Source organism: Thermomicrobiales bacterium (assembly GCA_023954495.1).
Classification (GTDB): Bacteria; Chloroflexota; Chloroflexia; order Thermomicrobiales; family CFX8; genus JAMLIA01.
Genome location: JAMLIA010000001.1, coordinates 47,982 through 63,628, shown reverse-complemented (window position 1 = coordinate 63,628; position 15,647 = coordinate 47,982). Strand labels below are relative to the sequence as shown.

The window sequence follows — 15,647 nt, the reverse complement described above, 5'->3', positions numbered from 1 at the left end:
TGATACACTTCTGATGCGTACGGACACTGTGTCAGGCCGGAGGACTCATGGATTCAGGTAGCCGTGACGACGTGCTCGGCGTGGTCACTGAAGGCAGCTTCAGCGCGGGCCTGACGGTGCGATTGAACGGGAATTATGCCGAGGACCTACAGGTCGGCAGCTTTGTCGTCCTTGAAGGCAACCGCGACCGCTATTTCAGCTTGATCAACGATTTGCAGTTACGCACGACCGACCCAACAGTTGTCGCTGACCCGCCGGTCGAGAGCGCATTCATCCGTGCCGCGTTGCAGGGCATCCACACCTTTACCGCCGCGACGGTTCGTCCGAGTCTCGTCGTTGAGGACAAGGACTCGCTTGAAGGCGGTGCGCCGCGCGCTGTTCGCACGATCCCCTCGCACTTTGCAGAAATGCGCCGTGCTCGCGAGGAGGACTTCGATGTTGTCTTCGGACAGGAAGGCGACGGGCGCTTTTCGGTCGGCGCGCCTATCGCGATGGACGGCGTCAAGGTCACGATCGACCTCAAGAAACTGGTCGAGCGACCGAGCGGGATATTTGGACAGACCGGTACCGGCAAGAGTGTCCTGACCCGTCTGATTCTGTTCGGGCTGATCCGCAGCAACATCGCGTCAGCGCTGATCTTCGACATGCACGACGAATACGCCGATGCGCGGCAGGACAAGCCAGAGATCCCTGGTCTGCGCAATCTATTCGGATCGACCGAAGTCAAGGTCTATAGCCTTGACCGCAAATCATCAGACGCCGATTACCACATCCAAATTGGAATGAATCAGATCGAACCTGAAGACATCGCGCTGCTTGAAGACGAGCTCAACCTGACGGACACCTTCAGTGCCACAACATTTCTGCTCAAGCGAGAATATAAGAGCCAGTGGTTGTCAAGGCTCCTGACGCTAAACGCTGAAGATATCAAGGAGTTCGTTGCGAAGACTGGAGCGCACGAAGGTGCGATAGATGGGTTACGGCGCAAGCTCGCCTATCTGGGCGAACGAGAATACGTTGTGCAGGAGGCAACCGCCAATCAGATTCAGGAGATCGTCCATCACTTGCAACAAGGTCGGCACGTCATCGTGCAGTTCGGTCGCTGGGATCATTTGCGCGACTACATGCTTGTTGCGAATTTGTTGACGAGGCGCATTCACGAGCAGTATCGCGAGGCGGCGGACAAGCGTCGGACGAATGAGACGTTCGATAAGGGGCGCTCGCTCGTAGTCGTGCTCGAGGAGGCGCACAAATTCCTCAGTCCGTCGGCGGCACGGCAATCGATCTTCGGCATCATCGCCCGCGAGATGCGCAAGTTCGATGTCTCTCTGATGGTCGTCGACCAGCGCCCGAGTCAGATCGACTCGGAAGTGATGTCGCAGCTTGCAACACGCATCAGCGGTTTGCTGACCGACGAGCACGACATCGGAGCGGTCCTCAGCGGAACGGGCGACCGATCGGGACTGCGCTCAATGCTGGCCAGCCTGGAGCCAACGCAACAGTGCCTCGTTGTCGGACATGCCATCCCGATGCCGATGGTCGTTCGGACACGAGAATACAGCCGCAAGCTGCTTACTGAGAACAAGAGCCAGGATCATTTTGATACCAGTTCAGCCAAGGCTCTCCTGCGAGGATTGCGGGTCGGAGGGGATTCCTGAGACGTGAAGATCATCCATTTTTCTGATCTGCATCTCGGTATTGATAATCATGGTTCGCTCGATCCTGCGACTGGCCTGTCGACGCGCGTACTCGACTTTCTCAGATCATTTGATGCGATTGTTGATCGCGCAATTGGTGATGATTTTGACGCCGTCCTCTTTACGGGTGACGCCTTCAAGAATCGTGATCCCAGCCCGACATTGCAGCGAGAGTTTGCACGTCGCGTTCTTCGGCTCGCTCAGGCGAACGTGCCAATCGCAATTCTGGTTGGCAACCATGACCTCCCCAATATGGCGAGTCGCGCAACGCCGGTCGAACTGTATAAGGTCCTCGAAATCCCCAGAGTGCACGTCAGCCGCAATATCGAGTCGTTCGTGCTCGATACGAAGAGCGGGCCACTCCAGATAGTTGCGCTACCGTGGATCACTCGCTCACTCCTGCTAAATCTGGAAATGCATCGTCACATGACGGATGAGGAGTTGGATCGCAGGCAGCGGCAGGTGGTATCGGAGCTCGTTAGTGAGGAACTTGAGCATATTGATTCCTCCCTCCCCTCTATTCTGATGGCGCACGTCAGTTTGCAGGGGGCAACTCTCGGCTACGAGCAGTCGATCATGCTCGGTCGCGATGTCACGGTCGGGCGCGACGACCTGCATGCGCGCGGGTTCGACTATGTTGCGCTGGGCCACATCCACAAGCATCAGGTCATCGGCACGCACCCGCCGGTTGTCTATGCCGGCAGCCCGGAGCGCGTGGACTTCGGCGAGGAGCATGAGCCGAAGGGCTATGTCGAGGTTGAAATCGACACGACGGGACCGGAGCGCGAGACGTCGTTCACGTTCGTGGCGCTGCCGGCGCGACGCTTTGAGACGATTCGCATCAAGGCCGGCGGCGACACGCCGGACCGCGTCGTGATGCACGAGCTCAGTCGAGATGCGGAGCGAATTCGTGACGCGGTTGTGCGCTGCATCGTCCAGGTCGATCCTGGGCGGGAGGGGAGCGTCTCAGCAGTCGAGATCCGCCGCGCGCTGCAGGCAGCCGGTGCATTCTCGGTCGCATATGTGACGATCGAAAGCGACACTGTGTCGCGCGCTCGGGCCGAGCTGGACGAGGAAATCGCGCGTGACGCAGCCACGATGCTGGGTCGCTGGCTGGAGCAGAAGCAGTATGATGCGAAACTGAAGACGCGAGTCAAGTCCATGGGGCTGGAGATGATCACGCAACATCGACAAGAGACGGAAGGGCGCGGCGAAAGTGGTTGATGTCAGTAAGGCCGAAGGGCGATCGACGGATCGTCGTCGGTTGGAGGAGATGTCGTGGCCGCAGGTGAAGGCGGCGATCGACGGCGGGCAGCGCACAATCGTCGCTGCAGCAGGGTCGATGGAGCAGCACGGCCCGCACATGCCGATGCAGACCGACACGCTGCTCGGCACGTTCCTGGCCGACGCGATCGTTGAGCGTCTGCCGGGCGTCCTGCGTGGCCCGACGATTCCGTTCGGTGTGTCTGAGCATCACATGCCGTTTGCCGGCACGATCACGCTCGACACTGAGACGTTCAAGACTGTCGTCAAGCAGTATGTCGCCAGCCTGGCGGCGCACGGCTTCGAAACGATCATCATCGTGCCGAGTCACGGTGGCAACTTCCTGCCGCTGCGTGCGCTTGAGGACGAGACCGGCGGCAAGATCGGCGGCGCGCGCTTCATCGCCTATAGTGACCTGAACGAGTTCATCAAGCCGATGTTCGAGGTTGCTGAGGCAGATGGCCTGACGGCGGCACAAGCCGGCGCACATGCGGGCGAAGCTGAGACATCGCTCGTGCTGGCCGCGAACGGCTCACTCGTCGAGATGGAATACGCCGAGGAAGGCTACGTTGGCGACTTCGGACCTGATGCGCAGAAGATCATCTTCGAGCAGGGCATGGTGGCGCTGACGAATAACGGCATCCTGGGCGATGCACGTCCGGCGACGGAAGCGCGCGGCTTTGCCTATCGCGACCGGATGGCCGACATGCTCGCTGAGTGGATTCGAGAGCGAATTCCGTAAAACGCAGGTACAGCAACGGGGCCGAGCGCATCTGACGCTCGGCCCCGTTTCTGTGTCTGGTGACTTACAGGTAGCGGTCGAACCAGCCGATGATGTGCTCCAGCCGCTCGATTCGATGCTTCGGCTTGCCGGTTCGTGAGAGGTTGTGGCTTTCGTTCGGAATGCGCACGAACTCAACGTCACGACCGAGCCGCTTCAGCGAGATGAACACCTGCTCCGCTTGCTCGATCGGGCAGCGGTAGTCCTGCTCCGAGTGAACAATCAGCAACGGCGTCGTCATGTCCTTGACGTAGGTGATCGGGGAGTACTTCATCAGGCGCTCGCGCTCTTCCCACGGAGTGCCGCCAAACTCGTACTCGCCAAAGGTAAACCCGATGTCGCTCGTGCCATAGAACGAGAACAGGTTCGAGACGCAGCGCTGGGTCACAGCGGCCTTGAAGCGATCGGTGTGGCCGATGACCCACAGCGTCATGTAGCCGCCGTACGATCCGCCTGTGACACCCATGCGGTTTTCGTCGACGTAGCCCTGCTCTAGCGCCCAGTCGACTGCCGCCATGACGTCTGGCATGTCAGTCTCGCCCCAGGCCATGTGTGACGCCGTCGTGAATGCTTCGCCGTAGCCGGCAGAGCCGCGTGGGTTGGTGTAAAGCACGACATACCCGCGGGCCGCCATCATCTGGAACTCGTGCATCATCGCGTTTGCGTACATGCCGTGCGGGCCGCCGTGGATCTCAAGGATCATCGGGTACTTGCGACCTTCGACGAAGCCGATCGGCTTCATGATCCAGCCTTGAATCTCGAGACCGTCCGGCGACTTGACCGTGAACTCCTCAGGCGTCGATAGCGCGATGCCACCCAGGAAGTCCTTATTCAGTTCGGTGAGCTGCTGCTCGTTGCTGCCATCGACATCAGCAACGTAGAGGTCGCCAGGATTCGTCGCATCGGCGGCGATGTAGGCGATGCGTTTGCCGTCTGCTGACAGCGACACGGCTGAGATCCGGCGGTCGCCCTCGGTGATCTGCTTCGCGGCCCCGCCCTTGGACGGGACTGCATAGAGATGAGTTGATCCGTTGCGGCTGCTCAGGACGTAGATGGTTGAGCCGTCGGGCGACCAGATTGGGCGAGTCGCCGACGATGCGTAGACATCGCTCATTGCCGAGTCACCGATGGATCGGTCGTGGCTTTCAGTTAGCGCCGTCGCCTCGCCGCCACCGGCGCCGACAGTCCAGAGGTCGTCGTCAATCGCGCCGCCGGACTTCGCGTTGTTATTGCCGACGACAGCGATCTGCGTACCGTCCGGCGACCAGCTCGGCGAGTTGAACGATGCAGTGTCGCCGCCGAGAACGCGCCGCTCTTCCTTGCCGTTGGCGTGGATGGCCCAGATCTCGGAGACGCCGATGGTCTCCATCTCACGACCGTCGGTCCGATTGCTGACGAATGCGATTTCCTGACCGTTCGGTGACCAGACCGGGTTGACGTTGTCGAAATCGCCATCAGTCAAGCGGCGTGGCTCGCCGCCGAAAGCGGGTACGATCCAAAGATGCTTCGGCTTCAGATCAAGAAAGCCCTCGCCGTCGAATTTGTAGCGAATCTTCGTGATGTGCTTGACGTCCGACTTTTCGCTGTCGTCGTCCTCGGACGCCTTCGCTTCTACCGACTTCGAGACAGCGACGAAACTCTGGCCGTCGGGTGACCAGGCGAAGCTCATGACACCCTCGGGCAGTGTCGTCACTTGCCAGGCTTCGCCACCATCGGTCCGCAGCAGCCAGATCTGACCCTTGTCATCGCGGTTGGACAGGAACGCGATGTGCTTGCCGTCAGAAGACCATCGCGGAGCCGAATCCTTGGCGTCTGCGTGCGTCAGTCGACGCGACTTTGATCCATCCGCTGCGCTGACATAAATCGACGAGCGATAGTCGTCCTTGTCCTGCTCAATCGTTGTGACTGCGTACGCGACCTGCGATCCGTCCGGCGCGAACTGCGGCTCCGAAATGAGCTTCAGGCCGTAGAGATCCTCTGCGTTAATCCCTCGAACTCCAGCGTTTCCCATAGGTTTCGATGTCTCCTCCCTCAGGGTTGTAAAGCGCTGCGTATCGTAGCACGGTTCTGGAGACTATTCGTCATCGCCGAGTCCACGCATCGCGCGCGAGATTCTGCGCAGGTCCTCCAGGATCGCGCGCCGAGTCGAAGAGTAGGACTCGTCATCAACGTCGCCACGTTCGTGGGCGACTTCGAGTGCGCGCAGCTCATTGGTGAGGATGTCGCGGCGTTCGCCGATCGTTTCGGCGACGAGTGGCGATACGGTGACGGGCCGCGGCGCGTCCAGCTTGCGGCGGGAAATGATCATGCCGGCGACAGTTGCAGCAGCAATGAGTGCAAGTAGCGCAATGAGCGCGGGGGCGACGGTGGACAGTGAGCGTCCGGTCGATGAGGCACTCGGCAAATTACCGAAGCGCAGACGGATCGTGTCTCCTGCTTCCAGCGAACCGGTCGACCAGACGTGGTATTGCGCGTCGCCAATTGGCACGATGCCGTTGTCGAGCAGCTGTCGCGATTCGGCAGCGACAGTCGGGCCGTCGCCGTTTGCATCGACCGGCAGCAGCAGGCGCATCTCGCTGGTCGGATAGTCGGCCACCAGCGCAATGTCGAACGTGGTGCTGGTGTAGGGGATTGTGTAGTTAAGCGATGCCGGGTTGGCGACACCGGGGCGGAGCGGAGACGTCGCAAAGACGGTCGTTCCCTCCAGACTGGGTGTTCCGAAGTCAAACCCGGCACGCGGACCAACTTCGGCAGAGTTGGCCGGGACGCTGAAGCGAAGCGTGCGCCCGTCCTCGTCGGCGACGATCGTCCGGTTGCCGGTGTTCTCGAACGAGAACACATCCGTAATCGTGACCGCACCAGATTCCTGATCGACTGCATTGAGCAGGATCCCGCGAGAGGCGAGAGTAATCGTCGACTGATCTGCAGTCGTCTCGTAAACCGTGATGTCAGACGTCTGCTCCGGAGTCGTGCTGATCTGCACCATGCCGGAGGAGTACAGCACACCTTCATAGGTCACCGAGATGGCGTACACAAGCCCGTCTGATGTATCGAGTCCGTCGAATGCGTAGGTTCCGTCGGAAGCAGTCGTTGTCGTGACATCGACGCTTTCCGGCACAGTTCCACCCGATGGCATCTGATCGAAACGGGATGCTGTGACGGTCGCGTCTGCTAGCGGAGTGCTGGTTGTTCCGTTGGTGACTGTGCCCGAGATGCGTCCGTTCGTATCTGCAATTGCCGTGGCTGGAATGAGCAGAATAGCCGCAAACACGATCATCATCGCGGTACGAAGTAGTCTCACAAACGCTCACTCTCAACGCCGCAACGGCTCGACACTCGACCGATTGTACCCCTCCAGATCGGCCAGATCCGGGAGAGCATCGTGTTATACTCTTCGCGGTCGTGCTAGGTGGGGAACTAGCGGTGCCCTATACCCGCAATCCGCTCTAGCGGGACGGAATCCCCTTTCTCGGCCCGATCCTTTGGGACTGCCCGTGTAAGTGGTGTTGAAGGCCGGGTCCCGCGCGGCGCGGACCCGCGAACCGGGTCAGATCCGGAAGGAAGCAGCCCTAAGTGGTCACCCGTGGGTGACGTGGGGAAACCCTGCCGGAGCTAACTGCTCGGTGTAAGCTGGAGGGTCGCGGTCAACAGAGGGTGCACGGCCAACCCTCATCAGGACAGCGAATGAAAGAGCCGCTGGTCGATCGACCGGCGGCTCTTTCGTCGTTTCATTGAAGATGAATCAGCGCGCAGTGCGCTTGCGTGACTTGCTGGAGCCGTGCGGCGGAATGTACTGCTTGCGCACGCGATGCCGCTCTCGCTCGGCGAGTTGGGCCGGCAGGATAGTGCGCGCGTAATAGACAAAGTAGGCGAGCACGGCAACCAGAATCAGCATCATCAGGTACAGCCAGATGCGGCGCTCAAAGGTCAGAAACTCGAACTGCATGACGCGGATGCCGAAGAAGACCAGGCCAACGCCCGTGACCCAGAGCAGTAGCTCCGAACCCTTGCGAACCGCATCGCGGCGAATGCGATCGGACTTGAAGCGGCGTGGTGCGTCGTAATAGGCAAGTGCACTCAGGATGAACAACCCGCCGAATACGATCAGGTAGGTCACCGACAGGGGACCAAACACAGGGGTTTCCCGCGTCGTTGCTGTCAGATAGCTCCAGTCAAACGGGTTCGTCATTGAGGCGGCCTCCATGGCATGCGCGGGTCAAGAGCCGCAGTATACACAGCGTCCGTAGCAGAGCGCGACCATGCAGGTCAGCTCCGCTACGGACGCTCCATCGTTCGAATTATTCGCCGGTCATCAGTGTGCGCTTCACCTGTTCAATTGCCTGCGTCACCTTGATACCGCGTGGGCATGCGTCGGTGCAGTTGAAGATCGTGCGGCAACGCCAGACGCCATTGCGATCGTTCAGAATGTTCAAGCGCTGCTCGGAACCCTGGTCGCGGCTGTCGTAGATGAACCGGTGCGCGTTGACAATCGTTGCCGGTCCGACATAGCCCTCGTTAGACCAGACGATCGGGCACGACGTTGTGCAGCACGCGCACAGGATGCACTTCGTCGTGTCATCAAAGCGAGCGCGGTCTTCGGCAGACTGGAAGCGCTCGCTGCCAACAGGTGGGGCATCGTCGTTAATCAGGAACGGCTTGATCTTCTTGTAGCTATCGAAGAACGGTTCCATGTCGACGACGAGATCCTTGATGACCTCGAATCCCATGATCGGCTCGACGGTGATCGTGGAACCCACGTCCTTGATCAGCAGCTTGCAGGCAAGCCGGTTACGCCCGTTGATGCGCATGGCATCCGAACCGCAAACGCCGTGCGCACACGAGCGGCGGTACGTTAGCGTGCCGTCAACATGCCATTTGATCGTGTTCAGCGCGTCGAGAACGCGATCCGATGGCTCCTGTTCGACCGTATATGTCTCGTAATGCGGCTTGCTATCGGCCTCCGGGTTAAACCGGAGCACCTTCACCGTTACTTGCATTAGTACTTTCGCTCCTTCGGCTCAAAGCGGGTCAGCACGACCGGCTTGTACCGCATCTGTAAGCCGCCGGACGTTCGGTAGGCGAGCGTATGCTTCAGCCAGTTGGTGTCGTCGCGGTCCGGGAAATCTTCCCGCATGTGCGCACCACGACTTTCCTGGCGAGTGACCGCGCCTGCGACGAGCGCCTCAGCGCAATCTAGCAGGTAGCCAAGCTCAAGGGCTTCCAGCAGATCCATATTGAACACATCGCCCTTATCGGTGATGGCGATGTGATGGTAACGATCCTTCAGATCTCGGACGGTTTGTTGGACTTCGGCAAGATGCTCGCCGGTGCGGAAGACACTGGCCTTGTCCATCATCTCGAACTGTAGCGTCTGGCGAATATCCGCGACGTTCTCGCCCTTTGTGCGCTCCAGGATGTTGGCGACCTCGGCGCGTCCGCGGAACTCCGGTTCCGGTGGCAGCGGCTCAAGGTCGTTCTCGGCGATGTATTGCAGCGCGTGCCGCCCGGCGCGCCGTCCACAGACGACGAGGTCGACGAGCGAGTTAGTGCCGAGACGATTTGCGCCGTGGACGGAGACGCAGGCAACTTCGCCGGCAGCGTAGAGTCCCGGCAGCACCGTGTTCTGCTCGTCAATTGTGACCCGACCCTCGACGTCGGTCGGCAAGCCGCCCATGGCGTAGTGCGCGGTCGGCTGGATCGGGATCGGCTCCACGTGTGGATCGATGCCGAGATAGGTCTCAACGAACTCGGTGATGTCCGGAAGCTTGGCTTCCAGCGCGCCCGGCGGCAGGTGGGTCAGGTCGAGGGTGACGTAGTCCTTGTTCGGCCCAGCGCCACGACCTTCGCGGATCTCCTGCCAGATGTAGCGCGAGACGATGTCGCGCGGTGCCAGGTCCTTCAACGTCGGCGTGTAACGCTCCATAAAGCGCTCACCCTCGACATTGCGGAGAATGCCGCCCTCGCCTCTGGCACCCTCAGTCAGCAGGATGCCCTTCTTGTAAATGCCGGTCGGGTGGAACTGGTAGAACTCCATGTCCTGTAACGGAAGTCCACGCCGGAACGCGATCGCCATGCCGTCACCAGTCGCGGCCATCGCGTTTGACGTAATCTGGAATGCGCGACCAAAGCCGCCGGTGGCGAGAATGATGGCCTTGGCGTGGAAGACGTGGATTTCGCCGGTCAGCACTTCCATCGCAACGACGCCATTGCAGACGCCGTCGTCGGTCATGATCAGATCGAGCAGATGAAACTCGTCGTAGAACTCGACGTCGTGCTTGATGCAGGTCTGGTAGAGCGTGTAGAGGATCATGTGGCCGGTGCGGTCGGCTGAGTAGCAGGCCCGACGGACCGGCTCCTCACCAAAATTCCGCGTGTGACCGCCGAAGCGCCGCTGGTCGATCTTGCCTTCCGGCGTGCGGTTGAAGGGGAGCCCCATGTGCTCCATCTCGATCACCGCGTCGATTGCTTCGCGGGCGAGCACTTCGGCTGCGTCCTGGTCGACGAGGTAGTCGCCACCCTTGACGGTGTCGAACATGTGCCAGACCCAGTGGTCTTCCTCGACGTTGCCGAGTGCGGCGGCGATGCCACCCTGGGCTGCGCCCGTGTGCGAGCGCGGCGGATAGAGCTTCGAGATAACAGCGGACTTGCACTTCCCGGCGAGCTGGGCTGCTGCCATGAGCCCGGCACCACCGGCGCCAATGACGAGTGCGTCATATCGGTGGTACATGATCTATCTCCCTGCTGCCTGAGCGGCTTCCAGAGCCTGTGGCGTGAACGTTACGATGGCGAGCCCGCCAATGATGAGGAATACCAGAGTAATGACGGCCAACGTCGTGTGTGCTGCGATGCGCCAACCCGGCTTGCGGATGTAGTCCTCAATGCTGACGCGCGCACCGTTTACGCCGTGCAGCAGCGCTAGTGCCAGAAGCAGAAAGTCATACACGCGCCAGAATGGCGAGCCCCAGCGGTCGGCGACGAAGGCGTAGTCAATCTTATCGACGGTGTTCACGATGTGCATGATGACGACGTGCAGGATCGCCAGAATAACCAGGAGCAATCCGCTGACCCGGAAGAAGTACCAGGAAAACATTTCGACGCTGTTTGTATCGGCCGGCTTTGACCGGCCACCACCACGACTGAGCATGCCTAACGCACCCCTCTCAAATTCAGTCGAACAATGGCCGGATCATCAGGACAGCTGTTGGTATGAATGTGAGGAAGAACAGGATGATTGTCGCGTTGAAGAGCTGCTGCTGAATCAGCGACGCACGATCCCAGAAGTCGATCAGGATAATGCGAATGCCGTTGAGCGCGTGGTAATACAGCGCACCAACCAGCAGAACTTCCATCAGCCGGAAGCCAAGTGAGTGGTAAATGAAGAGGAGCGAATTGAACTCCTCTGCCCCGTAGCTGATGACAAAAATGTCGGCGATGTGAACGAGCAGAAACAGCAGGACACCCAACCCGGTTAACCGGTGAAGCGCCCATGCGAGCATGCCTCGATCGCCTCGGTAGATCCGCTGCATCTGCCACCTTCCCCCGCAACGTTACACACGACATGAACGCCCGAGTCGAGCGGCAAAAACGGTTGAGGTTGGTGCCCGGCTAGAAGCGCACTCGCGTGTCTCACTGTACGAACCCCCGCGCGCTGTGTCAATGATAACTTGTTCGTCGAGCATTCAGCGCGATCCTGCGCGTGATTGCGCGGCTCCATGCTATACTGCCCTCGCGTTCCACAGCGTGGTTTTCAACCTCTGGGGCGACCCCAAAATCGCCGGGCGCATGCCCAATTCAGCCGTTGCAGGATAGCAGGAGGACGAGTGTCGCCGAGTCAGCGTCAGCTGGAGCACGTGCGTGCCACCGCTGAGAAGCATGTGCAAGTCGTTGCTGAGCTCGCATTGCGAATCTGCGCGGTTCCCGCCCCGTCGGGGCAGGAGATGGACCGTGCGCGCTTTGTGGCGCAACTATTCAACGATGTTGGCTATGACGCTGAGATCGATGACGTTGGCAATGTCTACGCTCGCCGAGGATCACGTGGCGGCAAGGTGCTGATGCTCGCGGCGCACACGGATACCGTTTTTCCGGCCGGCGTCCCGATCACCGTCGCGCGCAACAACGGCACGCTGAGCGGCCCGGGCATTGGCGACAACTCACTCGGTGTCGCCGCCATGATCGGTACATTGATCGCGCTGGACGACCTGGGTATTGAGACGGAGTACGACATCATCGCTGCGGCGACCGTTGGTGAAGAAGGGCTGGGGAACCTGCGCGGCGTGCGCGAGGCCGTCCGTCGCTATCAGGATCAGCTCGCCGGAGTCATCGCAGTGGAAGGCCACAACGTCGGCCGCATCACCCATGCTGCCGTCGGATCGGTGCGCTGGAAGGTTACCGTCACTGGCCCCGGTGGTCACTCCTGGGGAGCGTTTGGCAAGCCCAGCGCCATCCATGGCATCGGCCGCATCATCGCCGAGATCGCCAAGCTGAATGTGCCGACAAAGCCGAAGACGACCTACAACGTCGGCCTCGTGGATGGCGGAACGTCCGTCAACACCATCGCCGCGAGCGCGACGGCTGTTATAGACATGCGGTCAGTCGATCCCGATTCCCTGAACAATCTGGTCGATCGTATCGGGCACATCGCCGACACCGCTGCCGGCGAAGGTCTGACTGTTGAGGTAGAAGTCATCGGCGAGCGACCAGCAGGTGCCATCCCGGTCGAGCATCCGTTTGTCCGCGCATCCGGCGATGTTCTGCGCGCGCTCGGAGTCGAGCCTGTGTTCGAAGCGTCGAGCACGGACGCGAACATCCCGATCAGCCTGGGCATCCCGGCCGTCTGCGTTGGTGTGTCACGTGGCGAGGGTGGCCACACCGTCAACGAATCGATACAGGTCGAGCCGATCGAGCTCGGGCTGTCGCAACTCATCCTGTTAGCTGCCGGTTCTGCTATCGAAACCGATTCAACGTCTGGATAGATTTTGATGACCGACGTCTGTGTCGCACTCGATCTCGAGGCGACAGGCATGGAACCTGGCCGCGACGAAATCATCGAAATCGGAGCGGTGAAGTTTCGCGGAGCGCGCGTCATCGATCGATTCGAGTCTCTCGTTCGACCGTCATCGCCAATCACACTCAGTATCCAGTCGCTAACTGGCCTGGCCAACGACGATTTGCGCCGCGCGCCGCTGTTTCCGCTCGTTGCGCCACGACTGCGCGATTTTGTCGGGCAAGCACCGATCGTCGGACAGTCGGTAAGCATGGACCTGGCGATGCTCGAAGCTGCCGGGTTGCGATTCCCGAATACGCGCTACGACACCTTCGAGCTGGCAACCGTCCTGCTCCCCGAACTCCCGGCCTACAACCTCGCTACCGTCGCAGCCGCGCTCGGCGTTGATGTGCCGAGTTCGCATCGTGCGGTCGTCGATGCCGAGACAACGCAGGCGGTCTTCAATCGACTCGTCGAGCGCGCAGATCGATTTGACGACGCCACGCTGGAACGACTCGTCACGGTCGCTGCGGCTGGTGGCACGCATATCGGGCGACTGTTTCGCTCGATCCTGCGTGAGCGGCGCCAGGAAGCGATGGAGTTTGGCGGGTCCTCGATTGGCGCGCAGCTGATGGCGCAAATGTCCAGCGCTCCCACGTCAAGTTCCGAGGCGAAGTTCCTGCTGCCCCGCGAGCGGCCCGAACGGCTGGAGCCGACCGGTAGCGAAGGGCTCGTTTCGCTGGAAGCGCTCGACGCTGCGATGGCTCCCGAGGGCCCAGTAGCCCGGATGATCCCCGGCTACGAAGTGCGCCCGCAGCAGGTCGAGATGATGCACGCGGTTGCGTCGAACCTGAACCAGGGTGGCGCACTGATGCTGGAGGCCGGGACCGGGACCGGCAAGTCCCTTGGCTATCTACTTCCGGCTGCCCTGCACGCAGTCGAGCGCGGCGAGCGCGTTGTCGTCTCGACGGCCACGATCGCGTTGCAGGACCAGCTGATGAAGAAGGATCTGCCGGCGTTGATGGCGGCAGCAGAGGCGGCCGGAACCGGCAGTGAAGATGCAGAGTTACGCAAGCTGCGCAACCTTCGTGTCTCTGCGTTGAAGGGCCGCGCGAACTATCTCTGCCTGCGGCGCTGGTTCCTCGCGCAGCGTGAAGCGCCGACATCCGAGCCGCAGGCACAGCTCTACGCGAAGGTCATCGCCTGGTTGCAGCAGACGGAGACGGGTGACTCTGCGGAACTGCATCTATCTCCCGACCAGCGACCATATTGGAGCCAGCTCGCTGAAGAAGAGGGTGCCTGCATTCCGGGTCAGTGCATCTTCCATCGCCGTAATCAGTGCTTCCTGTTCCGCGCGCGTCACGAAGCCGAAGCGGCACACGTCGTTGTCGTCAATCACTCGCTGCTGCTTTCGGACATGCAGGCGCGGCACTCGGTCATTCCGCCCTTCCGCCACCTGATTGTTGATGAGGCTCATCATCTTGAGGCAGAGGCGACGTCGCAAGTCGGCTACGCGTTGTCGCGATCTCACGCGCTTGACCTGGTTCATCGCGTCGTTGCAGACACGCCGCCGGTCGGCGTCACAGGCGTGCTGGGATTATCGTTCCGCTCGATCGCGTCCTCGCCGAGCGATCTGGCCAGAGCGCAGGCAGCGTCGTTGCAAGCGCATCTTGATGCGGGGCTGGATGCAGCGCGCGAATGCGTCACTCGGATCGATGGATTCTATGTAGCGCTCGGCGATTTCCTGGAACGCTATGAGCGCTCGTCGAGCGGTTACGATCGCCAGACGCTGGTCACGCCAGCAGCGCGGCGTGACCCGGGGTGGTCTCAGCTGGAAATTGAGTGGGACGATCTGACCCTGCCCCTTGGCCGTTTGTTCGAGTCCATGCGCCAGTTTGATGCTGTCGTGCAGCAATGCTCCGATGAAGACCTGCCAACCCGTCCCGAGATCATTACCGAGCTGGAATTGCTGCAGCAGGAGTTGGAGCTCTTCCGCATGCGCATGACCGGGTTTGTGTCTAACCCGGATCCTGAAACGATCTACTGGCTCAGCCGCCGGGTGTCGTCTGATGAGACGAGCGGACACACCGCGCCGTTGCACGTTGGCGAAATTCTCAATGAGCGTCTGTTTCAGCGCTGCGACAGTGTGACGCTGACCTCGGCAACGCTGACGACCGACGGTTCGTTCGATTACATTCGCGATCGCCTGTCGCTCGATCACGCCGACGAGTTCCGGGTTGCGTCGCCCTTTGACTATGAGCGATCTGTCTTGTTGTCGCTCGTCGACGACGTGCCTGAGCCGGGTGAATCCGGCCACCAGAAGAAGTTGCACGATGCCGTTGTGCAACTCTGCCGCGCGTCGCAGGGTCGGGCGATGGTGCTCTTCACCTCGCACAGCGCGCTGCAAGCCACCTACCGCGCAGTGAAGCGCCAGCTCGAAGCTGACAACATCCTCGTGCTGGGACAGCGGATTGACGGATCGCCGCGACAGCTTATCGAGCGGCTGCGGGCGAATCCGCGCACGGTGGTGCTCGGCACTAACTCGTTCTGGGAGGGCGTTGACATCGTCGGCGGTGCATTGAGTTTGCTGGTGATCACCAAGCTTCCGTTCCCGGTTCCGTCCGACCCGGTGTTCGCTGCGCGGAGCGAGCTGTTCGACGATCCGTTCGGACATTACGCGGTGCCGCAGTCGATCCTGCGCTTCAAGCAGGGGTTCGGGCGCCTGATTCGGAGCTCCGAAGACCGCGGCGTCTGCGCAGTCCTCGATCGGCGCATAGTGACGCGGCGCTACGGACAGTCGTTCATCGCGTCGCTGCCCGAGTGTCGCGTCGAACGTGGATCAACCGAGGATGCGGCGTACATCATCGAGGAATATCTGGACGAGTCACCAAGTGAGGCGCAGAATGCGTTTCCAACATGAATT

General features: G+C 60.7%; 12 protein-coding genes and 1 other RNA gene. 6 read left to right on the top strand and 7 right to left on the bottom strand.

Annotation, left to right across the window (positions count from 1 at the left end; translation table 11 throughout):
* Positions 1-47: 47 nt before the first annotated feature.
* From M9890_00305 to M9890_00295, 3 genes are read left to right on the top strand one after another with little or no spacing between them, the layout of a single operon-like run.
* Positions 48-1,658, top strand: coding sequence for an ATP-binding protein (locus M9890_00305; GenBank protein MCO5175413.1), 1,611 nt, complete (start codon positions 48-50; stop codon positions 1,656-1,658).
* 3 nt (positions 1,659-1,661) lie between these two features.
* On the top strand, positions 1,662-2,921 hold the full coding sequence (locus M9890_00300) for an exonuclease SbcCD subunit D (GenBank protein ID MCO5175412.1): 1,260 nt from the start codon (positions 1,662-1,664) through the stop codon (positions 2,919-2,921).
* On the top strand, positions 2,914-3,702 hold the full coding sequence (locus M9890_00295) for a creatininase family protein (GenBank protein MCO5175411.1): 789 nt from the start codon (positions 2,914-2,916) through the stop codon (positions 3,700-3,702). The genes M9890_00300 and M9890_00295 overlap by 8 nt, the downstream gene beginning before the upstream one ends.
* Before the next feature lie 64 nt (positions 3,703-3,766).
* On the opposite strand, the gene M9890_00290 is transcribed toward M9890_00295, so the two are convergent.
* Both M9890_00290 and M9890_00285 read right to left on the bottom strand, forming a co-directional pair.
* Entirely contained in the window at positions 3,767-5,752 is a 1,986-nt protein-coding gene (locus M9890_00290) for a S9 family peptidase (GenBank protein ID MCO5175410.1), read from the bottom strand.
* Between the two features lie 63 nt (positions 5,753-5,815).
* Positions 5,816-7,042 (bottom strand): hypothetical protein, encoded by a 1,227-nt coding sequence (locus M9890_00285; GenBank protein MCO5175409.1) that lies wholly within the window; start codon positions 7,040-7,042, stop codon positions 5,816-5,818.
* A 99-nt stretch (positions 7,043-7,141) separates the two neighbouring features.
* On the opposite strand from M9890_00285, the gene ffs reads away from it, so the two are divergent.
* Positions 7,142-7,403, top strand: an RNA gene (gene ffs / locus M9890_00280) — signal recognition particle sRNA large type.
* Positions 7,404-7,483: 80 nt separating this feature from the next.
* Here ffs and M9890_00275 read toward each other — a convergent pair.
* From M9890_00275 to sdhC, 5 genes are all read right to left on the bottom strand, one after another.
* Positions 7,484-7,930, bottom strand: coding sequence for a hypothetical protein (locus M9890_00275; protein MCO5175408.1), 447 nt, complete (start codon positions 7,928-7,930; stop codon positions 7,484-7,486).
* Positions 7,931-8,039: 109 nt separating this feature from the next.
* On the bottom strand, positions 8,040-8,738 hold the full coding sequence (locus M9890_00270) for a succinate dehydrogenase iron-sulfur subunit (GenBank protein ID MCO5175407.1): 699 nt from the start codon (positions 8,736-8,738) through the stop codon (positions 8,040-8,042).
* Positions 8,738-10,468 (bottom strand): succinate dehydrogenase flavoprotein subunit, encoded by a 1,731-nt coding sequence (gene sdhA / locus M9890_00265; GenBank protein ID MCO5175406.1) that lies wholly within the window; start codon positions 10,466-10,468, stop codon positions 8,738-8,740. The genes M9890_00270 and sdhA overlap by 1 nt, the downstream gene beginning before the upstream one ends.
* Positions 10,469-10,471: 3 nt before the next feature.
* A complete protein-coding gene (locus M9890_00260; protein ID MCO5175405.1) occupies positions 10,472-10,885 on the bottom strand; it encodes a succinate dehydrogenase in 414 nt (137 codons plus the stop codon).
* Between the two features lie 22 nt (positions 10,886-10,907).
* Positions 10,908-11,267 (bottom strand): succinate dehydrogenase, cytochrome b556 subunit, encoded by a 360-nt coding sequence (gene sdhC, locus M9890_00255; protein MCO5175404.1) that lies wholly within the window; start codon positions 11,265-11,267, stop codon positions 10,908-10,910.
* A gap of 294 nt (positions 11,268-11,561) precedes the next feature.
* On the opposite strand from sdhC, the gene M9890_00250 reads away from it, so the two are divergent.
* Both M9890_00250 and M9890_00245 read left to right on the top strand, forming a co-directional pair.
* A complete protein-coding gene (locus M9890_00250; protein MCO5175403.1) occupies positions 11,562-12,713 on the top strand; it encodes a M20/M25/M40 family metallo-hydrolase in 1,152 nt (383 codons plus the stop codon).
* A 6-nt stretch (positions 12,714-12,719) separates the two neighbouring features.
* Positions 12,720-15,644 (top strand): exonuclease domain-containing protein, encoded by a 2,925-nt coding sequence (locus tag M9890_00245; protein ID MCO5175402.1) that lies wholly within the window; start codon positions 12,720-12,722, stop codon positions 15,642-15,644.
* Positions 15,645-15,647: the final 3 nt, after the last annotated feature.

What these genes read in the sequence shown, in the direction of transcription:
- M9890_00270 (MCO5175407.1), bottom strand. Translation starts at nt 8,738, where the DNA reads ATGCAAGTAACGGTGAAGGTGCTCCGGTTTAACCCGGAGGCCGATAGC.
- M9890_00275 (MCO5175408.1), bottom strand. Translation starts at nt 7,930, where the DNA reads ATGACGAACCCGTTTGACTGGAGCTATCTGACAGCAACGACGCGGGAA.
- M9890_00305 (MCO5175413.1), top strand. Translation starts at nt 48, where the DNA reads ATGGATTCAGGTAGCCGTGACGACGTGCTCGGCGTGGTCACTGAAGGC.
- M9890_00260 (MCO5175405.1), bottom strand. Translation starts at nt 10,885, where the DNA reads ATGCTCAGTCGTGGTGGTGGCCGGTCAAAGCCGGCCGATACAAACAGC.
- M9890_00245 (MCO5175402.1), top strand. Translation starts at nt 12,720, where the DNA reads ATGACCGACGTCTGTGTCGCACTCGATCTCGAGGCGACAGGCATGGAA.
- sdhA (MCO5175406.1), bottom strand. Translation starts at nt 10,468, where the DNA reads ATGTACCACCGATATGACGCACTCGTCATTGGCGCCGGTGGTGCCGGG.
- M9890_00290 (MCO5175410.1), bottom strand. Translation starts at nt 5,752, where the DNA reads ATGGGAAACGCTGGAGTTCGAGGGATTAACGCAGAGGATCTCTACGGC.
- sdhC (MCO5175404.1), bottom strand. Translation starts at nt 11,267, where the DNA reads ATGCAGCGGATCTACCGAGGCGATCGAGGCATGCTCGCATGGGCGCTT.